The 22,038-nt window shown below is 59.5% G+C and carries 20 protein-coding genes; 4 read left to right on the forward strand and 16 right to left on the reverse strand.

The window, feature by feature from the left end; genetic code table 11:
- The first annotated feature begins 9 nt into the window (after nt 1–9).
- On the forward strand, nt 10–486 hold the full coding sequence (locus GXP70_RS17690; RefSeq protein ID WP_162358055.1) for a C40 family peptidase: 477 nt from the start codon (nt 10–12) through the stop codon (nt 484–486).
- A 541-nt stretch (nt 487–1,027) separates the two neighbouring features.
- On the opposite strand, the gene GXP70_RS17695 is transcribed toward GXP70_RS17690, so the two are convergent.
- On the reverse strand, nt 1,028–2,335 hold the full coding sequence (locus GXP70_RS17695) for a voltage-gated chloride channel family protein (protein ID WP_162358056.1): 1,308 nt from the start codon (nt 2,333–2,335) through the stop codon (nt 1,028–1,030).
- 163 nt (nt 2,336–2,498) lie between these two features.
- Between GXP70_RS17695 and GXP70_RS17700 the strand changes: the two genes are divergently transcribed.
- Nucleotides 2,499–2,654, forward strand: a complete 156-nt coding sequence (locus GXP70_RS17700; RefSeq protein WP_162358057.1) for a DUF1540 domain-containing protein — start codon at nt 2,499–2,501, stop codon at nt 2,652–2,654.
- Nucleotides 2,655–3,046: 392 nt separating this feature from the next.
- Here the strand turns inward: GXP70_RS17700 and GXP70_RS17705 are convergent, their stop codons facing one another.
- Together GXP70_RS17705 and GXP70_RS17710 are read right to left on the reverse strand one after the other, a co-directional pair.
- The gene (locus GXP70_RS17705; RefSeq protein ID WP_162358058.1) at nt 3,047–4,951 is read right to left on the reverse strand and encodes an ABC transporter ATP-binding protein; all 1,905 of its coding nucleotides are present in this window, start codon (nt 4,949–4,951) and stop codon (nt 3,047–3,049) included.
- Nucleotides 4,952–5,029: 78 nt separating this feature from the next.
- Nucleotides 5,030–5,986: a serine hydrolase domain-containing protein gene (locus GXP70_RS17710; protein ID WP_162358059.1), complete on the reverse strand. Its 957-nt coding sequence runs from the start codon at nt 5,984–5,986 to the stop codon at nt 5,030–5,032.
- Nucleotides 5,987–6,127: 141 nt separating this feature from the next.
- Here GXP70_RS17710 and GXP70_RS17715 point away from each other — a divergent pair, with 141 nt between their 5' ends.
- Nucleotides 6,128–6,901, forward strand: coding sequence for an alpha/beta hydrolase (locus GXP70_RS17715; protein WP_162358060.1), 774 nt, complete (start codon nt 6,128–6,130; stop codon nt 6,899–6,901).
- Between the two features lie 72 nt (nt 6,902–6,973).
- On the opposite strand, the gene GXP70_RS17720 is transcribed toward GXP70_RS17715, so the two are convergent.
- From GXP70_RS17720 to GXP70_RS17770, 11 genes are all read right to left on the reverse strand, one after another.
- Complete coding sequence (locus GXP70_RS17720; protein WP_162358061.1) at nt 6,974–8,308, reverse strand: beta-propeller fold lactonase family protein; 1,335 nt, start codon at nt 8,306–8,308, stop codon at nt 6,974–6,976.
- Between the two features lie 147 nt (nt 8,309–8,455).
- Entirely contained in the window at nt 8,456–8,665 is a 210-nt protein-coding gene (locus GXP70_RS17725) for a hypothetical protein (RefSeq protein ID WP_162358062.1), read from the reverse strand.
- 262 nt (nt 8,666–8,927) lie between these two features.
- The gene (locus tag GXP70_RS17730) at nt 8,928–9,278 is read right to left on the reverse strand and encodes a hypothetical protein (protein WP_162358063.1); all 351 of its coding nucleotides are present in this window, start codon (nt 9,276–9,278) and stop codon (nt 8,928–8,930) included.
- A gap of 117 nt (nt 9,279–9,395) precedes the next feature.
- Nucleotides 9,396–10,691, reverse strand: a complete 1,296-nt coding sequence (locus tag GXP70_RS17735; RefSeq protein ID WP_162358064.1) for a DUF4129 domain-containing protein — start codon at nt 10,689–10,691, stop codon at nt 9,396–9,398.
- Nucleotides 10,688–11,782 carry a DUF58 domain-containing protein gene (locus GXP70_RS17740; protein WP_162358065.1) on the reverse strand — a complete coding sequence of 365 codons (1,095 nt, stop codon included), beginning with the start codon at nt 11,780–11,782 and terminating at the stop codon, nt 10,688–10,690. The genes GXP70_RS17735 and GXP70_RS17740 overlap by 4 nt, the downstream gene beginning before the upstream one ends.
- A 24-nt stretch (nt 11,783–11,806) precedes the next feature.
- Nucleotides 11,807–12,772, reverse strand: a complete 966-nt coding sequence (locus tag GXP70_RS17745; RefSeq protein WP_162358066.1) for an AAA family ATPase — start codon at nt 12,770–12,772, stop codon at nt 11,807–11,809.
- 94 nt (nt 12,773–12,866) lie between these two features.
- Entirely contained in the window at nt 12,867–14,150 is a 1,284-nt protein-coding gene (serS, locus tag GXP70_RS17750) for a serine--tRNA ligase (protein WP_162358067.1), read from the reverse strand.
- 303 nt (nt 14,151–14,453) lie between these two features.
- On the reverse strand, nt 14,454–14,726 hold the full coding sequence (locus GXP70_RS17755) for a hypothetical protein (RefSeq protein ID WP_162358068.1): 273 nt from the start codon (nt 14,724–14,726) through the stop codon (nt 14,454–14,456).
- Between the two features lie 272 nt (nt 14,727–14,998).
- Complete coding sequence (locus GXP70_RS17760; RefSeq protein ID WP_225442877.1) at nt 14,999–16,798, reverse strand: ABC transporter ATP-binding protein; 1,800 nt, start codon at nt 16,796–16,798, stop codon at nt 14,999–15,001.
- Between the two features lie 108 nt (nt 16,799–16,906).
- The gene (locus GXP70_RS17765) at nt 16,907–18,655 is read right to left on the reverse strand and encodes an ABC transporter ATP-binding protein (protein WP_162358070.1); all 1,749 of its coding nucleotides are present in this window, start codon (nt 18,653–18,655) and stop codon (nt 16,907–16,909) included.
- A gap of 433 nt (nt 18,656–19,088) precedes the next feature.
- Nucleotides 19,089–19,622: an ADP-heptose synthase gene (locus GXP70_RS17770; protein ID WP_162358071.1), complete on the reverse strand. Its 534-nt coding sequence runs from the start codon at nt 19,620–19,622 to the stop codon at nt 19,089–19,091.
- Nucleotides 19,623–19,882: 260 nt separating this feature from the next.
- Here GXP70_RS17770 and GXP70_RS17775 point away from each other — a divergent pair, with 260 nt between their 5' ends.
- On the forward strand, nt 19,883–20,887 hold the full coding sequence (locus GXP70_RS17775) for a YpdA family putative bacillithiol disulfide reductase (protein WP_162360534.1): 1,005 nt from the start codon (nt 19,883–19,885) through the stop codon (nt 20,885–20,887).
- A 154-nt stretch (nt 20,888–21,041) separates the two neighbouring features.
- Here the strand turns inward: GXP70_RS17775 and GXP70_RS17780 are convergent, their stop codons facing one another.
- Complete coding sequence (locus GXP70_RS17780) at nt 21,042–21,572, reverse strand: hypothetical protein (protein ID WP_225442461.1); 531 nt, start codon at nt 21,570–21,572, stop codon at nt 21,042–21,044.
- A 31-nt stretch (nt 21,573–21,603) separates the two neighbouring features.
- Complete coding sequence (locus GXP70_RS17785) at nt 21,604–21,891, reverse strand: hypothetical protein (RefSeq protein ID WP_162358072.1); 288 nt, start codon at nt 21,889–21,891, stop codon at nt 21,604–21,606.
- Nucleotides 21,892–22,038: the final 147 nt, after the last annotated feature.

Consider the following 22,038-nt stretch of genomic DNA (forward strand, 5'->3'; position numbering starts at 1 on the left):
GAACTAATGATGACCAACAAAAACAAATTCGGCAAATTGATGATGAGCGTTACGATCAGCTTCTCGCTGCTTATGGGCGGCACGGCGGTACTCCAAGCGACGCCGGCGCACGCGGCGATCTCGTCTTCGACCGCATCGGGCATTATCGCCTCCGCGAAACATTATATGGGCACGCCTTATAAATTCGGCGTCTCGACGTCCACGACCCGTTATTTCGACTGCTCGTCGTTCACGAAACGCGTCTTCGCGATGCACGGCGTCTCGCTGCCGCGCACCTCGAAAGCGCAGTCCAAGGTCGGCAAGTACGTCAGCAAGAGCAACTTGAAGCCAGGGGATCTCGTGTTCTTCTACAGCCCCGTTCATCACGTCGGCATCTACATCGGCGGCGGCAAAATCATCCACACCTACGGAAAACCGGGCGTGACGGTCTCTACGATCAACTCCGGCTGGTGGAAATCCCACTATGCTTTCGCACGCCGCGTATAGTCGCGTCTGCCGCTTAAACGACATCGAGAAGCCTCGTTCCAGAAATGGGACGAGGCTTCTTCAGCCTGTTGGGAACTCTCGGCGATATGAACATCGAATTAGAACATCGAATTTGAACATTCGGATTGGAGCGAATCTGCTCTCACACCACATGCATTCGTCTAACGCCAACAAACGGAAATTCGTGAGCGGCATGAAGCGGACAGGAGATACAGGAGATGCGCTATTGACCGGTTTTAACGTAATTTTCGAGTGCTCGCGGACAGGAGATGCGCTATTTCGCCCCGAATCCAGACATTCGGAACATCCCGGAGTCAATAACGGGTCCTGTGTCCGATCGTCAGCTCAAAACACCGATTTCAATACAAATAACGGATTCTGCGTCCGCGCTGTCGCGTTGCCTATGGAGGCTGTCCGGTTCAAGCTATGCGATGTGGAGCTTCGACTTTTCTCACGGCAGCCTAAGCCTCGTTCCCCGATACGGGACGAGGCTTCTTCGTCTTCGCCCGCGGACGGACGCGGCCGCGGGTAGCCCCGAATGCTAGCGGGTCTCCCGCTCCTTCGAAGGCGTATGCGACTTCTCCCTGCCGTTCGCTGCCCAGACGCGGTAACCGGGAATACGAACAAAATACCGCGGCTTTCGCACGCCTGCCAGCTGCGCGCTGTAGATGCCGGCATGGCCGGAGAACATGTAGCTGACCAGGCAGACGACGGCCATATAGCCGGCGCCATGCAGGCCGAACAGCTCCAAGCCCAGGAAGAAGCAGGCCAGCGGCGCATTGGCGGCGCCGCTGAAGATGCCGATCAAGCCGAGCGCGGCAAGGAACGGGACGCTCAGATGCAGCAGTGGCGACAAGGCATTCCCTAGCGTGCCTCCGATGACGAATAGCGGCGTCACTTCCCCGCCCATGAATCCACTGCCGAGGGTAATGACCGTGAAAATCGTCTTCCATAGGAAGGCGAGCGAGGACAGCGGCTCCTGAAACGACTGCACGAGCAGCGGCAGGCTGAGGCCCAAATAATCGCGCGTTCCGGCCGCATAGACCAGCGCGATGACGACCAGGGCGCCGATGAAGCTTCGCGCGGACGGATGCGAAGCGACGAGGGCCATGCCTCGCTTCGCGTATTGAATGCCGAGCGTGAAGGCCAGGCTCATCAGCCCGAACAGGATCGCCGCCGCAATCACCTTCAGCAGGACGAGCGCCGAGAATGCCGGCGCGGCGCCCATCGCGTAATGCAGATGGCGGATGCCCCAGGCGCGCGTCACGTAATCGCCCGCGTACGCCGCTACCGCGCACGGCACGATCATGCGGGCCGATATCCGCCTGCCCATCGTGACGACTTCGAGCGCGAATACCGCTCCCGCAAGCGGCGTGCCGAATACGGAGGCGAAGCCGCCGCTGACGCCGCATACGAGCAGGACCCGCCGGTCGGCGCCTTCCGCCCTGACGAGCCGGCCGAAGGCGTCTCCAAGGCTGCCGCCCATCTGCACCGCCGTGCCTTCGCGCCCGGCGGAGCCGCCGAACAGATGCGTAATCCACGTGCCGAGCAGCACGAAAGGCGCCATGATCGCCGGAACCCGCTCGAACCGCTCTGCCGGTTCGTCGCCCGCGCGAATCTGTTCCACGATCAGATTGTTTCCTTTACCGGCGTTGGTGCCGTACTTCATATAAACCCAGCTTACGAGCGCTCCGCCTGCGGGCAGCAGCCACAGCAGCCACGGATGATCCACTCTCGTATCCGTGAGCCATTCCAAGCCTGCCAGGAACAGCGCCGACGCGCTTCCCGTCAATCCGCCCATAACAAGGCCGTATCCGAGCCATTTCACCATCGTCTTCAAGCTTAACATCCATCCTACCCCGTTCCGCCATTTCCGATCGTCGCTTGCAGCGACCAAGAATCTCCATCATCATAACGGCAGCAGCGTTCATTCGGCAATATTTCTTCGAGGGACAGGGTATAAAAAGCATGCAAAAACGTCCATCCTAAACAAAGGATGGAGGTGATAGGCTATGGCAAAAGACGTCTTGTGCGAAGTGAATTCCTGCAAGTATTGGGCAGCGGGCAACAACTGCAACGCATCTTCGATTTACGTCGTCAGCAATCGCGGCAAGCAAGCGAACAACTCCGAAGAAACGGATTGCAAAACCTTCGAACCGAAAATATAAGCGTTCCAGCGGGCTGCCTTTGCCAGAAGGCGGCCCGTTCTCTTTCTATCCGGTAGTATAGCCAACGGTGATAATAATTATCAGTGAGAACACAAAAAAAATCGCAGCGTTCCGTGTCGGGAACGCCGCGCTTCCTTCCTGAGCCGCAAGATGGCCCGGTTAGCTGCCGATGCCGCCATTGAAGCTGCTGCGGTTGTTAAGGCTGTTGAAACTGCTTGATATGATGTTATTTGACCGTCGATGCTCGATGCTTAAATCGCTAAAGATGCTTAAACTGCTGAAGATGCTTAAACCGCTGAAGATGTTGAATTTGCTGTCGACTCTTATTTGATGCTTATATGATGCTTTAAGCTTGATTTGATGCTTCATTTAATCAATGCGTAGTTTAATGCTTAAGTTGCCGTTGATGCTGCGGCATTAGCTGCAGCCTCTGCAGCCGCCGTGGCCGATACGACCGCTGCATCCTTCTCCTGCAGCCGAAGCTGCTGCGTTGCGAACTCGCGATACATCTCATGCTCTCCGAGCAGCTCCTCGTGCGTCCCCTTGCCGGTCAGCCGGCCCTTCTCCACGAAGACGATCTGATCCGCGTCCACGACGGTGGACAGCCGGTGCGCGATGACGAGCGTCGTTCTGCCTGCCATCAGATTCGCGAGCGCCTCCTGCACGACGACTTCCGATTTGCTGTCCAGGCTGGAGGTCGCTTCGTCGAGCATGAGGATCTCGGGGTCGCGCAGCAAGGCTCTTGCAATCGCGATCCGCTGGCGCTGGCCGCCGGACAGCTTGATCCCCCGCTCGCCTACCTCCGTGTCGTACCCGTCCGGAAGCTCGCCGATGAAGTGATTCGCATACGCCATCGTCGCCGCGCGTTCGAGCTCCTCTTGACTTACTTGGCGGTCCATGCCGTAGCATATATTGTCGCGGATCGTGCCCGCGATAAGCGGACTCTCCTGCGATACGTAGCCGATTTGTTTCCGCCAGGAACGCAGCGAGTAGGCATGGATGTCATCGCCGCCGAGCTTGATCGAACCGCCCGTCGGCTCATAATAGCGCTCCAGCAGCGAGAACAGCGTCGTCTTCCCGCCGCCGCTCGGGCCGACGATTGCCGTAACGGTGCCCGGCTGCACGTCGAAGGTCAGCTCCTTCAGTACCGGTTCGCCGTCCTTATAGCCAAAGCTCAATTGCTCGAAACGAATGGCCAGATCGGCCCGTTCGACCGGCTTGCCTGCATCATGATCCTCTTCCGGCGCGTCGAGAATGTGCACGATCCGCTCCGTCGCGCCGACCGTCTTCTTGAACTGCGTGAAGAACGTGGAGATTTGCGACAACGGCATGACGATCTGCATGAGGTACAGAATGAATGCGACGAGCTCGCCGGCCGACAGCGCTCCGGACGATACGCGCATGCCGCCGTAGCCGACGATGACCGCGAGCAGCATCATCACGACGAGGAACATCAGCGGCGCGATCATCGCCTGAATCCGCGCTTCCTTGCGGCCGAATCGGAACAAGCCCGTAATGCCTTTCTCCCCTGCCTCGTACTCGCGCGGCTCGGCGTTCATCGATTTCACGAGCCGGATTTCCGAGAGCACCTGCGTCAACGTCGCGGTGAACGACGCCGTCTCCGTCTGCAGCCCTTTGGACACGAGGTACATCTGCCGGCCGAGCGGCACCATGAACAGCGCCGCGACCGGGATGACCGCCAGCATGACGGTCGTCATCTGCCAATCCATATAGAACAGGACGACGATCGAACCGACGACCGAGATAATACCGGTCAGAAACCCCGTGAAATTCTCGGCGATGAGCTGCTTGACGACGCCGGTATCGTTCGTCATCCGGCTGATCGTTTCTCCCGTCCGGTTGCTGTCATAGTAGGACACCGGCAATTTCAGCAGCTTCTTCCACAGCTGATCCCTTAAGTTGGCGACGACCCGCTGGCCGGCGACGTTCAGCATATACATCGACAACCCGCTGACGACCGCCTGCAGAATGAAGACGCCGGCGAACGTCGCGATCTGTCCGAACGACAAGCTGCTGAGATCGAAGCCGTCGACCAGCTTCTTCGTGAACATCGGGATGATGAGCGAGATGAGCGTACCCGCGAGGCTCAGGACAACAGCGGTCACGATCAGGCCGGCGGACGGCTTCGTCCGGCCGAGCAGCTTCAGGAGCAGCTTCCAGCTTCCTTTCGACGGCTGCTTATCGTCTTGCGCGCCTTGCGCGCGATTGGCTCGCTGCGCTTGCCGCTTCTGCTGCGCTTGCGGCGCGTCTTGTGCAAATCGGCGTGAATTTTCCATATGGATTCCATCCTTCCTATCGTTCAACTATCGTTGGTTCGTGCCTTGCACTTAAGATACCAACGGTTTTTGAACGGATTATGAACAGAATGGAACGATATGCTCGAACAACAGCCGTTTGGCCAGCAGCGCGTTGCGCCGGCCGTCGGGTTCCTTGCGGATCGCCGCGACGAGCCCGAGCGACGGTACGACGAAGATGAATTGGCCGCCGAAGCCTTTGGCGAAGTAGCAATCGACCGATCCGTTATGCGGCGCGCCGGAAACCCACCAATGATAGCCGTATTCGCCGAAGATGGGCGGGTCGTAATGCTGAAGCCCTTTGTGATGGGAGATCGTCGACGTCTCGACCCATTGCCGCGGAACGATCTGTTCCCCTTCCCACTCGCCGCCCTGCAAGTACAGCTGGCCGAACTTCGCCATGTCCGCCGTCGTCAGATGCAGCCCGGCTCCCCCTTCGTAAATGCCCCCGCCGCTGTTCCAGCGCGGCTTGCGGAAGCGAAGCTTGCGGAACAACGTCTCGTGCGCGTAATCGTACGTCGGCATGCCCGTCGCTTGGGTCAGTATGGCCGACAGCAGATGCGAGCCGCCGGTGTTGTACGCGAACGCGGCGCCGGGCTCATGCGCCATCGGCTGCGCCAGGACGAAAGCGATCCAATCGTTGCGGCGCTTCATCTGCCAGTACGGCTTATCGAAATCCGGCCAGTCGAGGCCGGACGTCATCGTCAACAGATGGCGCAGCGTAATCCGCCCGTACCGCGGATCGGACGCGTCCGCCAGCGAAGGGAAATAGGTAGTCAGCGGCTCTTCGACGTCCGGTATGCGGCCTTCGCCGATCGCGATGCCGACGAGCGCCGAAACGATGCTCTTCGTGGCGGAGTAGACCGCGCCGATGCGGTCGGCGCCTTTGTCATGCCACGCCCAGATCCGTTTGCCGTCCTTCAGGGCAACGACGTCTTTGATTTTCCACTCCGCCATCCGGCGCAGAAGCGCGTCCGTGACGAACGGCGGTTGTTGCAGGGCAGCAGATGCGTTCATAAAAATACCTCTTTCGGTTGATTTCGACTTTAAGTTCCCGCCAGGACGTGTACAATAAGAAGAGTGAACCTTTGTCGGCCGGGCTTGATTCGCATCGCAAGGCCGCTCACATTACATATCCTTGAGGAGGCTTTCCCAACCATGGCATTCATTCAATGCGACTTTTTCTCCGATGTGCTCGGCATCTCCAGCTCGATGTACGTTATTCTGCCGCAAAACGCGCAATCGCAAATCGGCATGACGTCGAAAGCGGCGCCTAAGAAGCATAAGACGCTGCTGCTGCTGCACGGCTTGTCCGACGATCATACCATTTGGCTTCGCCGCACGTCCATCGAACGGTACGTCGCCCCGCTCGGCCTTGCGGTCGTTATGCCCGCGGTCAACCGCAGCTTCTATTCGAACATGGCGAGCGGCGCCGATTATTGGACGTTCATCAGCGAAGAGCTGCCGGCGATTGCCCGCTCGTTCTTCCCGCTGTCGGACCGCCGCGAGGACAATTTCGTCGCCGGCTTGTCGATGGGCGGTTACGGCGCGTTCAAGCTTGCCCTCAATAAGCCGGAGCAATACGCGGCGGCCGCAAGCCTGTCCGGCGCGCTCGACGTATCGACGTTCGAGGAACGGGCGCCGCAGGATTTCAAGCTGATCTACGGCACGTCCGAGAATGTCAATGCGCTGCCGAACAACCTGTTCCTCGCCTCGGAGAAGCTGAAAGCTTCCGGCCAGCCGATCCCGAATCTGTACCAGTACTGCGGCACGGAAGATTTCCTGTACGCGGATAACATTAAATTCCGCAACCACGCGCAGCAGCTCGGACTTCCGCTAACCTATACCGAAGCGCCCGGCGATCATAGCTGGGGCTACTGGGATACGTACATCCAGCATGTGCTGGAATGGCTGCCGCTCGACGAGCAGTAGGTCGGACCTATCGCAACAAAGCCGCAGACGGCAGGCTCGCGCCCGCAATCTGCGGCTTTGTGCTGTCCGGCGCTAGCCTTGCAGCAGGATCGGCGATATCGCGACGCCGGAAGGGAAGCTCCCCGTCGGCAGGATCGCGATCGGCAGCTGGCTGGCCACCTCGATGACGGCAACGTATCCGAAAGTAAGAATCGTGACGTAAATCTTGAGTCCGTCGGAGGTAATGGCGATGCTGCTGGCATTGCTCCCTTTCGGCAGCTCGATCTTCGTCAGAATTTCGTTGCGGGCGACGTTGACCGCTACGATCTCGTCGGATCCTCGGCATACCAAGTACGCGAGCGCGCCGTCCGGCGTCACGATCAGCTGCTGCGGCTCGCTGCCGGCATCCAGCTGCACTACTGCGACGATGGCATGGTTCGAGGTTTGCAGGCAATAGACGCGGTCGTGATGAATATCGGTAATGTACGCGTACATGCCGTCCGGCGTAAGCGCGACCGCCGACGGCTGCGCGCCGAGCGGCAGCTTGACGGTTACCGTGACGGCAAGCTTCTCCGTGTCGATGACGGCGATCGTGCCGCGGTTGATCAGGCAGCAGTACGCCTTCTTGCCGTCCGGCGAGACGGCGATCGCCGCCGGATCGCTCCCGCGCGGCAGCGGAACGAGCTTGATCAGCGAACGGGCGTCCATGTCGAATACGGCGACGTAGTCCTGAATGACGGTCGTCACGTACGCCCTCGCCCCGATGGGAGCAGCCGCTAGCGCGAGCGGTACGGCATCCTGCGGGAACGACAATTCGCCGCTCGTTTCGTGCGTGAGCGTATCGATGATTCGGACGGTTTTATCCCCTTGACAGACGACGTAGACTTCCCTGCCGTCCGGCGAGAACTCCAGCATGCGCGGGCTGCTCCCGGCCGGAAGCTTGATCGTCGCCACCCTGGCGCTCGTATCGGTCTGTATGACCGTCAGCGTATGCTGCGTATGATTGGCCACGTAGGCGTGCAGCAGATCGTCGGCGTTCGCCGCCTGCGGCTCCAGCACATGCTGCGCGATTACGCCTCCCGCTTCGTCCAGCTCCGCGAACGAAGCGGTAATCTCGCCCGCGGCCAAGCCGCCGACCGTTACGCGAATGCCGTACACGGACAGCAGCAGCACGTCGCGCGTGACGGAGAACAAGCTTCTAGGGCGTCCGGCAGGGCTGAGCGCTACGTTCGCGAGCGTTTCCGTCTGAAGCGTGCCGAACCCTTTGTCCAGCGCCGCCTCCCCTTCTCCGTTAGCGCCTTCCGATACGGAGTACAGCTGGACGACCACCCTTGCCCGCTGCCTGCCCCGATTCACGATGCTGATGTTCAAACTCGCCGTACGCCGCTTCTCCAGATTATACAGAAGTCCTGTGTCCAATATTGGCAAAGGGCAGACCTCCTCGACTCTTCCATTCCTCTATTCTATGTGCCGAAGAAACGAATGGAGAGGGGCATCCTCCCAAAGCCGTTTGGTAGATTGCAAACGCCTGCGGCGCGAAATCGAAGTGTCTGTGCGGTCAGACACGGCTTCGCTTCAGCCTTGCGGCCCTTCCGCCAGCAGCGACCGGATTTCATCCAGCCGGGCGATCATCGTCTTCAGCTCGATGGCGAGGAAATCCTCGTCGGCTTGGCGGAACGCGTCGCGCAGCCGTTCCAATTGCCCGATCGCGGCAGGCAGCTCGCGGAACGCTTCTTCCGCATGCGCATAATAGGGATGTATGTTCGTCGAACTCGGATTGCTCACAGGTCCATTCCTCTCCTCGGGGCATCGTTGCGATGCAAATTAGCTCTACTCTAGCATTCCGGAGCGAAGTCTGTAAAGCGGACGCGCGGCCGGAAGCGGCGCAGCCCCGAAGGACAGCCAAGCTGCGGGCATGATGAAAAATCCCTCCTGCTCGTCCCGATCGGGATGCAGGAGGGATTTCGTTCGCGCGGCGAATAACCGTACACGGTGCGCAGCACCGTTATAAGTAACATCGATGCATGCGCGCCGCTGCCTATTGCGATTACTGCGTGTAGTTCTGTCCCATGTACTGCTGGGTGCCGCCGTTAGGCGCAGAGCCTTGAATTTGAGCCATGGCCTGCGTGATCTTCTGTTGGATCAGCTGGATTTGGCGCTTCTGCGCGTCCATCTGCATTTGGATTTGGTTCTCCGCGTGCTTCAGCTCGTTCTCAACGCTGTACAGCGCTTGAACGACCGCTTGCACCTGCTGCGATTGCTGGTCCAGGCCGGCGCTCTTGAGCGCTTCTTTGGCGCGCTGGGCTTCTTGCTCCTGCTTCAGCTTCACCTGCTCTTGAAACTGTTCGTACGTCAGCTGCTGGCTGTTGATCGTCTGGCCTGACATCTCATTATTCATGAACATCGCTCCTTGTCTTGCAACGAATTCAATTCCGTTACAGGTTGCCCCGTCCATGGATAAATATGTATGGCCCATTCGTTCGGACCGCCCTGCTATAGAGACGACAGGCGAAGCTTACGGCTTCGCCTGTCCCAGTTTGGCCGCCAGCGCCTGCAGCTGCTCGTCGCTCAGCGTCCCGCCGCCGTAGCGCACCTGCTGATAATGCTCGATCAGCGCTTCCGACACGTCAAGCGGCACTTGTCCGACGCGTTCGTCATCCAGCTTGCGCCGAATTTCCCGAGGCGTCAAATGCGGCTGATGCGCGAACCCTTTCTTGACGGCATTCCCGATCCAGCGGCGATACAGATAGCGGAGCCGGGATTCGTTGTCGTTCAGATCCTTCCACTTCAGCCGCTCTTCCTTCGATCTGGAGAACAGCCTGCGGAACGGGTTCTCGCTCTTCTTGATCCGCTCGATTTCATCGACATAGCCGCGCGCCGCCTGGCTTCTGTCCCGCTGAAACAGCTGGAGGAACCGTTTCGGCAGCCCCTTCAGCCAACCGGGCAGCAGAAGCAGCCTGCGGGCGATGAAGTACAGGAGGACCAGCACGATGATGGCGGCCAGGACGTACATGATGTAATCCAACCAAGCCGGATGCGATCCCGACTTATCGAACTGCGGCGTGAATGGCTGCTGCTGGGCGGTTTGGTCCGGTATGTCCCTGTGCTTGCCGTGATACTTGAACAAGCCCATCAGCCAGCTGCCGATCGCATGCCATGCTTCGCTTAACAGCTTCTGCAGCTGGAAAGCCAAGGCGATGAGCACGGTAATCCCCATCGCGACGCCGACGAATATCCGGTTATTGCGTCTGACGGAAGGCTCGACCGCCGGCCGCTCCGCGCCGGACAGCGTCTCGCGGCCGACCATGTTGCGATTGGTCAGGAAGAGCGCCGCGAACAGCGTCACGATGCCGGCCGCCAGGTACAACGGCTTGTAACCGTCATACGCATGATTAAAGCTGTCCATGATCGCACCGGCGAAATAGAAGACCACCCCGACGATATAATCCTGCGGCAGCAGCCGCACCGATAACGGCATACCCGTTAATCGCCCTCCGCGGTATACGGCCGTCGTGCCAAGCAGGATCATCGCGACGCTCCCGCCCGAGATGCCGAACAGCAGAAATCCGCCGACGCCGGCGATCAGCAGGCTGATGATCACTTTCGGAAACGGATGCTTGAACTTCAGGCGTACATTGATGCCGTACCCTATCCAATAGAACGCCAGCAGGAGCAGCTGGTCGACGGCCAGCGATATCGGACCCGGAGGCGCGATCGCATAGCATGCAAGCGTGACCGGGAAGTAGAGCAGGAGCTCCAACACGCTCGCCAATAACAGGCTGCCGCCCAGACGGCGAAGACCGATGCTCATACCGCTTCCGCCTCCTTCTCCGCGATCGGCAGCCAATCGACGGCGTGGCCATCCAGGCGCAGCTGCGCCATGGCCTCGCTAATGTCTTCGCTCATGAACGCGGAAATAATCACGATGTCGCTGCGCTCGCTCCACTCCGGCGCAAGCTGTTCGATCATGGTATGGAACGGCAGCGTGCGCGCGATGACCAGCTTGGACATCTGCCCGAACACGTAATTCAAATGCTCGCCGCCTCCGCCCCGCTCGGTGACCATGCAGGTTCCCGGAACGTCCATGTCGTGCCCGTTGCAGGCGAAAGCCGTTTCAAGCCCTTGCTCCGTCGCCATCTGCAGGATGCCCGCGGCAAGCCGGATGCCGTACTCGATGACGGACGTATCGTTGACGGCATGCCACATGCCGGCATGATCCTCGACGTTCAGCAGCACGATCAGCCGAAAGTCCGCGGTGTAGTCGCGGCGGTGAACTTGCAGATTGCCCGCCCGCGCCGTCGCGTTCCAGTTGATCATCTTGAGCGGATCTCCCGGACGGTATTCCCGCACGCCGCTGATGGCGAACGGATCCTCCACGATCCATCGCCGCACGGCGATATCCCCTTGCCAGCTCCGGGACGGCAGCTGAATAAGGCTGCGATCGACCGGCAGCGGATAGACGAGCAACTCCACCTCGAGCGGAACGGACTGCCATGTGCTGAACAACCCGAACAGATCGCCGAACGTAAGCGAGGCGCCCGTAATCCGGTAGCAGCCCCGCTGGGCCGCATGCACGGTATGCCGCCTTGTCAGCTGCTTGTTCCCCATCAAGCTGAACAAGCTCCGGTGATTCTGAAACAGCTCCCCGTTGCTGACTGCGAAATTGGCGTCGCTCTCGAACTTCAGTCCCGCATTAAGCAGCGATTCCACGCGCAGCCAAGGAACCGGCAGCATTTTGCCGTTCGCGACCTTCTCCACCATCTCGATCGCATCGCCTTCGAAACAGGTCTTCACATTGAACGTACGCGAGTAGCTGACCTTGCGCATGCCGAAATAACGAAACAAGTAACGCTGCAGCACGATGACGATAACGGCGCTTATAATATACCATTGTATGCCCATGGCTTCCCTCCCTCTGCAGGCCGCTTACGCCCGGCTGATCAGCGGCTCGTCTGCAGGAACGGGAATGGTGGACAAAATGCTTTGAATGACGTTCTCCGCCGCTTCGGGACGCAGACGCTGCAAGCTGCGCAGCGCGACCCGGTGAGCGAGCACCGGCACCGCCATCGCTTTGATATCGTCCGGCAGCACATGGTCGCGTCCCTGGATCGCCGCTTTCGCCTGGCAGGCGCGCAGCAGCGCCTGGCTGCTCCGCGGGCTCGCGCCGAGCGCCGCGTCGGGATGTTTCCTCGTCGCTTCCACGATCGCGAGCATGTATCCGAGCAGATCGTCGGACACCTGCACGCTCGTGTATTGCTGCTTCGCTTCCTCGATTTGGGCCGTTGTCACGACCGGAACAAGCTGCTCCAGCGGGCTGTCCGCCATGAACCGCTTCATGATCGCGATGCCTTCATCGGTCGTCGGATAGCCCATCTTCAGCTTGAACAAGAACCGGTCAAGCTGCGCTTCGGGCAGCGGGAACGTGCCCTGCTGCTCGACCGGGTTCTGCGTCGCGATGACGAGAAACGGCCGGCCCAGCTCGTGCGTCGTGCCGTCGATGCTCACCTGGCGCTCTTCCATGCATTCCAGCAAGCTGGACTGGGTACGCGGCGTGGCGCGGTTGATTTCGTCGGCCAGCACGATGTTGGCGAACAGCGGGCCCGGGCGGAACTCGAATTCGCCCAGCTTCTGATTATAGAAATGGATGCCCGTCAAGTCCGACGGCAGCAAGTCCGGCGTGAACTGGATCCGCTTGAACTCGCCGCTGATCGATTTCGCGACCGCTTTGGCGAGCAGCGTCTTCCCCGTGCCGGGCACGTCTTCGAGCAGCACATGGCCGGAAGCCAATATCGCTATGATCAATTGATCCACGATTTCTTCTTTACCGACGATAACTTTACTTACGTTCGAGCGTATAGCGTTTGCCGTCTGTGCGATGTTCCCCACGTTCATCTTACCTTGCTCCTCTCGTTCCCAGCGAATGTAAGTGCTTACTTTAGTAGTATACCTGCATTCGAAGCGGAGAGCTATCCATTTTTTGCGCCGCTCATGCGAGCGGCTGCAGGGCGTCCATCCCCCGCAAGTACGGCCGGAGCGCCGGCGGAACGCAGACCGAGCCGTCTTCGCGCTGATGGTTCTCGAGCAGCGGAATGAGGATGCGCGGGGTCGCGACCATCGTGTTGTTCAGCGTATAGGCGTACCGTAACCGTCCATCCGCGTCCCGGTACCGGATATTCGAGCGTCTCGCCTGAAAATCGAGCAGCAGCGAAGCCGAATGCGTCTCGCCGTAGCCGTCCCTGCTCGGCATCCACGTCTCGATGTCGTACTGCTTGTAGTTCTTCTGCGACAGATCGCCGCTGCACACGGCTACGACGCGGTAAGGCAATTCGAGCAGCCGGAGCAGCTCCTCGCCGCAGGCCGTCATCCGCTCGAGATGCTCCAGCGCTTCCGCCGGGTCGGCCCTGCAGATGACGACCTGCTCCACCTTGGCGAATTGATGGACGCGGTACAGGCCGTGAACGTCCCTGCCGGCCGATCCGACCTCGCTGCGGTAACAGGCGCTGACCGCGCCAAGCAGCTTCGGCGCGGCCAGATCGACGATTTCGCCGCCGTAATACGAGACGAGCGGCACTTCCGACGTGCCGGCGAGCCATTTGTCCTCGCCTGCGATCGCGTAGCTCTGATCGCGGTTCCCGGGGAAATACCCGGTCGCCACCATCGTTTCCTCCTTGACCATGACCGGTACGTCCAGCAGGTCGTAGCCTTTGCTCAGCAGCAGATCGAGCGCCAGCTGCTGCACGGCGCGGTGCAGCAGCAAGCCGCCGTTCTTAAGCACGTACTGCCGCGTGCCGCCGATTTTGACCCCGCGCGGGATATCGACGATGCCGAGCGACTCGCCCAGCTCCACATGGCTGCGCGGCTCGAACGCGAACGCCGGAGGCAAGCCGACGTGCCGCAGCGCCACGTTATCGCGGTCGCTCGCGCCGTGCGGCGTGTCGGGCGAGATCAGGTTCGGCACGAGCAGCATGAATGCATGGAACTCCCGCTCCGCCTCCCTGTACTGCTCCTCCAGCCCTTTCAGCTTCCCGAGATACGCCGCCGCCCGCCGTTTCTCTTCCTCCGCTTCATTCCGCTTGCCTTCCCGCATCAGCCCTTCGACCGCCTTCGAGCTGCGGTTGCGGGCTGCGCGCAGCTCCTCCGTCTCGCGCTGCAGCGCGCGCCTCCGGTCGTCGACCGCCAGCAGCTCCCCGATCGCGACCGCGATCCCTTTCCGGTCCGCCGCCTCCTGGAAGTCCGCCGCCCGTTCCCGGATCATACCGATGTCCAACATGTCCAACACTCCTCGATTGTCATTATTTGGGAAACCAAAAAACGCGTTCCTATCCCATCGTAATGGGACGAAGAACGCGTTCGCGGTGCCACCCAAATTAGCCAATCGCCGGATTGACTCTCTCGGTTCCGCGGATAACGGCACGGTGCCGGACTGCTTGGAGAGCGCGGCATTCGTCATGCCGGGTCTGTACGCAGCGCCTCCGAGTTGGATACTCATCATCGGCCTGTTTGCTTATTCTTGTGAGTATAACAGAGCTTCCGCCGCCGCGCAAGCGGCATCGCCCCGGTCGGGTATCATCATTTAAAGAACGGACGAAATCAGTTCGTTGTCCAATACTTCACGCTCGAACGCTTCCGTGTATTTCGTCATGCAGTTGCAGTAGTAATCTCTGCGGCAGATCGGGCAAGGCACCGTCAGAAGACGGTTGACGCCGATCAGCTTCCAATCCGGATTCTTCGTGAAGATCAGGCGGATTTGGGTGTTATCGGACATCGTTACGACGAAATGATATAGACCTGCTGCCGGATTAATATCAGCCGCTGCAAAATCTTTAAATTTGATGTTGAATTTCATAAATCAATCTCCTGTTTTGTAGATTTGAAAATTCTTTGTAAGCTTATAAAATTTGCGACTGAATGTCAATTCATTTATACAGTTTACCCCGATCGGCAGCCGCTCAACCCCCTGAAGGAAAAGGACGTTCCCCGCTCTTGCCGCAGCGCTGCTACTTGCAATCCGCTCTAGCATAACGAATCGCCGCGCGCTTGCTTGCAACAGCCGGAAACTGTCTAATCACGCAGAAAAGCAGCCCCCTTCCTATCAAGGAAGAGAACTGCCCTCATACCTTACGCGCCCGTTTGCAGCGCAAGCGACTGCTGCATTTCGTACTGCGTCATATAAAGCTTCTTATATAATCCGCCCTGCTGGATCAGCTCGTCATGCGTGCCCTGCTCGGCGATTTGGCCGTCCCTGACGACGAGAATGACGTCCGCGTCCCGGATCGTCGACAGCCGGTGCGCGATGATGAACGCGGTCCGGCCTTCCAGCACCGTCTGCAGCGCCGCCTGGATATGCTGCTCCGTCTCGGTATCGACGCTCGACGTCGCTTCGTCGAGGATCAGGATGCGCGGATCGGACAGCAGCACGCGCCCGAACGCCAGCAGCTGGCGCTGGCCGACGGACAGCTTGGAGCCGCGCTCTTCGACCTGCGTGTCGAACCCGTCCGCGAACTGCGACGCGAACTTGTCGATGCGGACGCTCTCCGCCGCCCGGCGCAGCGCCTCGTCCGACGCGTCCTCGTTGCCGTAGCGCAAGTTGTCTTCGATCGTGCCGGAGAATATAAACGAGTCCTGCAGCACGATGCCCATCTGACGCCGCAGCGATTCCAGCGTCACCGACGTGACTTCCTGGCCGTCGATCAGGATTCTGCCTCCGGTCGCGTCGTAGAACCGCATGAGCAGGTTCACGATCGTGCTCTTGCCGGCGCCCGTCGGACCGACCAGCGCGACCCGCTGTCCCGGCTTGATGCGCAGGTTCACGCTGCGCAGCACGTCCGGCTTATCCGCCGCGTAGCGGAACGAGACGTCGTCGAAGACGACTTCGCCCTGAATCGGCTTCATGGCCTTGGCGTCCGCGCGGTCCTTCACTTCCGGCTCGGTATCGAGAATCTCGAAGATCCGTTCCGCGGAAGCCATCGCCGACAGCACCTGGCTGTATACTTTGGACAGCGCGCTGAGCGGTCCCCAGAAGCGCCATAAGTAGTTGATGAATGCCATGATGAAGCCAAGCGTCAGATCGCCGTCCATGACGGCTTGCGCGCCGAACCACAGCACGATGCACGTGCCGATCATGCCGATCATCTCGACGGAAGGCCATACCATCGATTCCAGCGTGATCGCGCGCATGAAGGCGTTCTTGTTGCGCAGGTTAAGCTGCTCGAACCGGCGATCGTTCTCCCGCTGCCGGGAGAACGCCTGAATGACGCGGATCCCCTGGATCGTTTCGTTCAAATTGCCGTTGATGGCCGACATCGTCTTGCGCGAGTGCGACCAGGAGCCTTCGATCTTCGGCTGCATCAAGCCGACGATGAGATAGAGCAGCGGCAGCGTGATGAACGACAGCAGCGCCAGCTTCCAGTCCATCCAGAGCAGAATCGCGACGATGCCGATCAAATGCGTGAATTCCATGACCATCGTAATAAGGCCGCCGTTGACCAATTCTCCGATCGCGTTCGTGTCGTTCGTGATGCGGGACATGATTTTCCCCGCCGGCCGCCCGTCGAAGAACCGGAACGACAACGTCTGCAGATGATTGAACAGCTGCTGGCGCAAATCGTACAGAATGCGCTGGCCGGTGAAATTGATCATCTTCGTGTGCAGGTAGCCGAGCAGCCAGCCGATTGCCTTGGATCCGAGCATCGCGGCGCCAAGGATATTGATGACCATGAAGTCCTTCTTCATGATGCCGTCGTCGATCATGTACCTGACCAGCAGCGGCTCCGCTAGGCTGAGCACCATATTGATCAAGACGATGACGATAACGAAGGCGAGCACCTTCCGATAGGGAAGCACGTAGCGGAACAACCGCTTCAGATAAGCGCGGTTAAACGGCTTTTCTTCGATCTCTTCGCCGGAATCCCATTCCACTTGACTCAAGTCCTTCTCCCTCCTTTATCCGTTCATGGGGCATAGTTGCCGGTATCGATTATCTGTATGAAAGATTACGGTCATTAACAGATTACGGTCATTCATGGCCTATCTGGAAGCCGCGGCTTCCTGCATCTGGAACAAATTGCGGAAGAACCCTTCCTGCGCGAACAGGTCGCGGTGCGTGCCCTGCTGCACGATTCGTCCGCGATCGAGCACGATGATGCGGTCCGCCCGCTTCACGGACGACAGCCGCTGCGCGATGATGAACGTCGTGCGTCCTTTCATGATCTCCAGCAGCTCCTCGTGGATGGCCGATTCCGTCGCCGTGTCTACGCTGGCCGTCGCCTCGTCGAGTACGAGTATCGGCGGATCCATCAGAATCGCGCGCGCCAGCGCGACGCGCTGCCGCTGGCCGCCGGACAACCCGACGCCGCGTTCGCCGATGATCGTGTCGTAGCCGAACGGCATCCCTTCGATGAACGAATGGATTTGCGCTTTGCCGGCCGCCCATTCGATTTGTTCCTGCGTCGCCTCGGGCACGCCGTATGCGATGTTCTCGCGGATCGTCGCCGAGAACAGGAACGTCTCCTGCGGCACGATGCCGATCTTCCGGCGCAGCCCTTCCAGCTCGTAATCTTTGACATCGACGCCGTCGATCGTAAGCGTGCCGCGGCTGACATCGTAGAACCGCGACATGAGCGCGATCAGGCTGCTTTTGCCCGATCCCGTCGCTCCGAGCACGGCGATGACTTCGCCTTGCTTCACGTCGAGCGTGATGCCTTCAAGCACGCCTTCCTCGTTCTCCGGATCCTGATCCGCGAAGTGGAACGCAACGTCGTTGAAGCGTACATTGCCTTCGATCCGCTTCACGTCGACGCTCTTCGCTTCTTCTTGGGCGATGTCGACCGGCGTATCCAGCACTTCGAACACGCGCGGCGCCGCTTTCATCGCCTGCTGCAGGATGTTGATCTGCCATCCCAGCATATTGAGCGGCCAGATGATGCCGAAGGTGTACCATTGAAACGCCATGAACGTACCGAAGGACATCTGATCGTTCGCGACATACAGCGCCCCGAACCAGGCCATTGTCACGAACACGATGCCGCCGTAAAAGTTCATGAGCGGAAAAGCCTTCGCCTCCAGCTTCGCGCGTTCCATGTTCGTCGTGAAATTATCGGCGTTGCGGTCCTCGAACTTGCGCTGTTCGACCTTCTCCCGCGCGAACGCCTTGACGACCCGGATGCCGGAAATGTTCTCCTGGAGCGTCGTCGTCAATTTCCCCATCTGCTCCCGGACCTGGCCCCATGCCGGACCGACCTTCTTGTTGAAGCGGTAGAGCGCGTACATCAGCAGCGGCACGGTCGCCATGCTGAGCAGCGTTACCTGCCACTGCATGAACAGCATGAACGCGATCGTCCCCGCGAAGGTCAAGACGCCGGTAAACATCGCCATCGCGCCGAACCCGATGAAGTTCTTGACCGATTCGATGTCCCCGGTCATTCTCGACATCAGCTGGCCGGTCTGCGCCTTGTCATAGTAGCTGAACGACAGCCGCTGCAAGTGCGCGTACATCTCTTCCCGCAGCTTGAACACGACGTTCTGCCCGACCAGCTCCTGCGACCGCCCCTGGAAGAACATCGCGATGCTTTTGGCGACTTGTATGCCTGCCAGCGCCAGCGTGAAGACGATAATCATCTTCGTGTTTCTGTCTCCGATCCCCTTATCGAACACTTCCTTGAGCAGCCAAGGCGCCACCAGGTCGACGACCGTCCCGAGCACGAGGAGCAGCCCCGAGAACACGACCCATTTCCAGCTTGGCCGCAAATACTTCAGCAAGCGCAGTAACACATTCATTGCCTGCATTCCTCCTAAACGTTTTACGAGCGCAGCTCGCAGCCGGTCAGCCGGCATGAAAGAGTAAAACGACTTCGTAAGCATACGCTTGTGAACAACCGGCTCCGTCAGGACGACAACAAAAAAGGAGACCTCGAGCACCATGGCTCAAAGTCTCCTTGTACGCGCGAAACAGGGCATCCGCCTACAGCTGTCTCATGCGTAAGAAGTCGGGCCGATGGACGGATTCCGCTTGGAATTGAAACTGGCCTTGCAGCGCGTCATTCTCGAAGTGAATCATATCCATCGCCCTCCTTTCATTGTAATCATTCGTAGGAACATCCAAATCTTATCATCACTTCCAAGCGAAGCGCAAGAGGCATTGCAGAAAAAAACGGTCCGTTTCCGGCGTTCTATTTGTTAAGATCTCGTAATACCGCGGGCCTTCCCGCGCTTACAGGTCGCGCATCGATTCGAAATCGGACGCCGAGATGCCCTGTTCGACCGCGAAGTCGTAATCCTCGATGTCGTACACCTGCACCGGCACTTCCGCTTCCAGCAGCTTATCCTGAAACTCGAACTGATCCGACAACAGCGGCACGTTCAGCTTCATCGAAGTGAGCAGCAGCTCCGTCTCGACCGGATCGAAATATTCGCCGTACTGGGCGTTGTCGACCGCGTGCACGACCGTAAACTGCACCAGGTCGTTCAGCAGCAGCGGCGGGCTTTCTCGCCAAGGCATTTGCAGCGAGCGTTCGATTTTCTTGCGGTTGAACGGATCCTCGAAGAAGGCAATCAGCTCCTGAATCTTGCCTTTCACGTGCTTATCGTCTTCCGGATCGTCCATGACGGGCTCCTGGCCGTCCTTCATATCGTAAAGTTCCATAATTGTCGAATATGGCAAGACAAAATCGACCGGCCGGCTTGGCACGAGCAATTGACCATAAGTAGCAACCATTACGGCTTCAATAACGAATCGCCGTCGCATTCTATCTCCCCTTTCAAGCAGCGTTAGCTTATTATACAACATATTGCCCGCTCCACACAGAGCCAAATGCTCGATTGATTGCGGCATCCCTTCTGCGTGCGTACGAACCCGGCGTTTTCAAGCATCCCCCGGCACGGCCCGGCAATACGGCTTGGCTGAGAACATGCTTCCGAATACGCGCACCGCCGCCCAATATGGTACACTAGGAAGTATGCTGTTTAACGTCCTAAATAAGTATTGGAGTTGATTGCGCCATGCAAATGCCAGACGAACAAGTCATTATAATCGGAGCCGGCCCTTGCGGGCTTGCCGCCGCGATCGAGCTGCAGGCAGCCGGAATTTCGTCGCTGATCATCGAGAAAGAGAACATCGTTCACTCCATCACGCAATATCCGACATACATGAGCTTCTTCAGCACGCCGGTCAATCTGGAAATCGCCGATATCCCGTTCACGACGGCAAGCGAGAAGCCGTCGCGGCTGGAAGCGCTCAATTATTACCGCACCGTCGCGCTCCGGCGCGGCGTTCGCGTCCATGCCTACGAGAAAGTAACGGCCGTGGAGCCGCAGGCGGACGGGCGTTTCTCGCTCCGCAGCGAGCGCCGCGACGGCGAGACGCGGCAGTACCGCGCGAACGCGGTCATCGTCGCGACGGGGTATTTCGACCATCCCAACATGCTTGGCATCCCCGGCGAGCAGCTGGACAAGGTGTCCCACTTCTTCCGCGAAGCGCATCCGTACACGGGCATGAATGTCGCCATTATCGGCGGCAGCAACTCCGCGATCGACGCGGCGCTTGAGCTGGAACGGGCCGGCGCCCGCGTTACGGTCGTCTATCGCGGCGAGACCTATTCGTCCAGCATCAAGCCGTGGGTGCGTCCGACCTTCGAAGCGCTGGTCGGCAAAGAGCGGATCGGCATGCGTTTCGCCTCGCGGATCGTCGCCATCGGCCCGGGCAGCGTCACGATCGAGCATGCGGGCGAGCGCGAAGAGCTCGCGAACGATTTCGTGCTCGCGCTCACCGGCTTCCATCCCGACCGCGCGTTCCTGCAGTCGTTCGGCGTCGCCATGGAGGACGAAGGCTATCCGGCCTTCGACGACGACACGATGGCGAGCAGCGTGCCGGGCGTCTATCTGGCGGGCGTCGTCGCCTCGCGCCATCAGGCGAACGAGATCTTCATCGAGTCGGGCCGGTTCCACGGCCGCAAAATCGCCGCGCACTTGCTGCAGACCGGCAGGATCCGGCCGGCGGCACGGCAGCAATGAAACAACGCTGATCAAGATTGCGGCCTAGCCGGAGCTGCCGAGCCTTCGCAGCTGCGGCAGATGCCGCGGCTGCCGTCCAACAACAGAAAGGCTTTGATTCCCGCCAATGAACAGAAGGCGGGGATCAAAGCCTTTTTGCCGGCGTTTCGGCGATTCACAAGCTCGCGATCGGCTGCAAGCCGTCCGAATCCGCGCCGGAAATCGTCATGACCGTCGCGATCTTCTGCAGCCGGACGTACTCGTTGTTGGCAAGCTCCGTCCGGAAATACGCGAACATGTAGGCCGCTTCGATGAACGTCAGCCCCGGATAGACGGCGATGTTCTGATTGGAGAACGGATTGTCCAGCAGCACCTGCCATTCGCCGTCCCGCCGCGACGCCGGCACATCCTTGAAGATTTGCGCTTTGGTACGGATGATGCCTTTGAATTCGCGCCAGATGTACGCCCAGGACGGACTGATCCGCCCGGGCTCCGGGACGGCTTTCATGGCGCGCTCCAGCAGCTCCGAAGCCGTTGCGATTTCCGCATCCTCGTAGGTTCGGAGATACTGCCGGAACTCGTCCAGAAATTTGCGCACCGGCGTAAACCCGGCCTCCCGCAGCGCCTTTCCGAACGGCTCGATCTCCGCGCCGGACCGCAGTTCTTTCAATTGTGCGAAATAATCGTGCACGCTCGTAGGGTTCATGTCCTATCCGACCTCCCGCGCTTGACAGTTGTCAGTTCTTGACGACGAGGATCGAGCCGTCCGGCTGCAGCAGCAGCTTCCGCCTGCCGTCGTTGTTCAGCTTGACGTTGAACAGCTTCAGCCGCTCCTCCTTGATATCGAGCGCGTCCCAGCCGCCGTCGTCCTCATAGCCGGCAAGCGCGAGCGCCTCGGCGGCCTCGCGCTCCGCCGTCTCGTTATCGTCCCACCAAAGCGCGCCATAATATGCGAATTGATACACGTTCTTCAACATCCCGCACGCGATTTCGCCGGATGCGCGGTGACGCAATACGGTCGGCATCGGCGCCGCTCCTTTCCCTGGGAATTCCGGGCCAGCCTGTTCGCTTGCCCGTTCGTTCCCGAATTGTTGCGCGCGTGTTGCGCGCGTACTCGTACGAGTGCCTGCCGGCACGCATCGCCTTCATCCTGTCGTGCAAAACGAACAAGG

Origin of the sequence: Paenibacillus lycopersici (assembly GCF_010119935.1) — a bacterium.
In the GTDB taxonomy this organism is placed as follows: Bacteria; Bacillota; Bacilli; order Paenibacillales; family Paenibacillaceae; genus Paenibacillus_Z; species Paenibacillus_Z lycopersici.

What these genes read in the sequence shown, in the direction of transcription:
- GXP70_RS17715 (WP_162358060.1), top strand. Translation starts at nt 6,128, where the DNA reads ATGGCATTCATTCAATGCGACTTTTTCTCCGATGTGCTCGGCATCTCC.
- serS (WP_162358067.1), bottom strand. Translation starts at nt 14,150, where the DNA reads ATGTTGGACATCGGTATGATCCGGGAACGGGCGGCGGACTTCCAGGAG.
- GXP70_RS17745 (WP_162358066.1), bottom strand. Translation starts at nt 12,772, where the DNA reads ATGAACGTGGGGAACATCGCACAGACGGCAAACGCTATACGCTCGAAC.
- GXP70_RS17765 (WP_162358070.1), bottom strand. Translation starts at nt 18,655, where the DNA reads ATGAATGTGTTACTGCGCTTGCTGAAGTATTTGCGGCCAAGCTGGAAA.
- GXP70_RS17710 (WP_162358059.1), bottom strand. Translation starts at nt 5,986, where the DNA reads ATGAACGCATCTGCTGCCCTGCAACAACCGCCGTTCGTCACGGACGCG.
- GXP70_RS17735 (WP_162358064.1), bottom strand. Translation starts at nt 10,691, where the DNA reads ATGAGCATCGGTCTTCGCCGTCTGGGCGGCAGCCTGTTATTGGCGAGC.
- GXP70_RS17775 (WP_162360534.1), top strand. Translation starts at nt 19,883, where the DNA reads ATGCCAGACGAACAAGTCATTATAATCGGAGCCGGCCCTTGCGGGCTT.
- GXP70_RS17770 (WP_162358071.1), bottom strand. Translation starts at nt 19,622, where the DNA reads ATGCGACGGCGATTCGTTATTGAAGCCGTAATGGTTGCTACTTATGGT.
- GXP70_RS17755 (WP_162358068.1), bottom strand. Translation starts at nt 14,726, where the DNA reads ATGAAATTCAACATCAAATTTAAAGATTTTGCAGCGGCTGATATTAAT.
- GXP70_RS17705 (WP_162358058.1), bottom strand. Translation starts at nt 4,951, where the DNA reads ATGGAAAATTCACGCCGATTTGCACAAGACGCGCCGCAAGCGCAGCAG.
- GXP70_RS17690 (WP_162358055.1), top strand. Translation starts at nt 10, where the DNA reads ATGACCAACAAAAACAAATTCGGCAAATTGATGATGAGCGTTACGATC.
- GXP70_RS17780 (WP_225442461.1), bottom strand. Translation starts at nt 21,572, where the DNA reads ATGAACCCTACGAGCGTGCACGATTATTTCGCACAATTGAAAGAACTG.
- GXP70_RS17695 (WP_162358056.1), bottom strand. Translation starts at nt 2,335, where the DNA reads ATGTTAAGCTTGAAGACGATGGTGAAATGGCTCGGATACGGCCTTGTT.
- GXP70_RS17730 (WP_162358063.1), bottom strand. Translation starts at nt 9,278, where the DNA reads ATGAATAATGAGATGTCAGGCCAGACGATCAACAGCCAGCAGCTGACG.
- GXP70_RS17785 (WP_162358072.1), bottom strand. Translation starts at nt 21,891, where the DNA reads ATGCCGACCGTATTGCGTCACCGCGCATCCGGCGAAATCGCGTGCGGG.
- GXP70_RS17700 (WP_162358057.1), top strand. Translation starts at nt 2,499, where the DNA reads ATGGCAAAAGACGTCTTGTGCGAAGTGAATTCCTGCAAGTATTGGGCA.
- GXP70_RS17740 (WP_162358065.1), bottom strand. Translation starts at nt 11,782, where the DNA reads ATGGGCATACAATGGTATATTATAAGCGCCGTTATCGTCATCGTGCTG.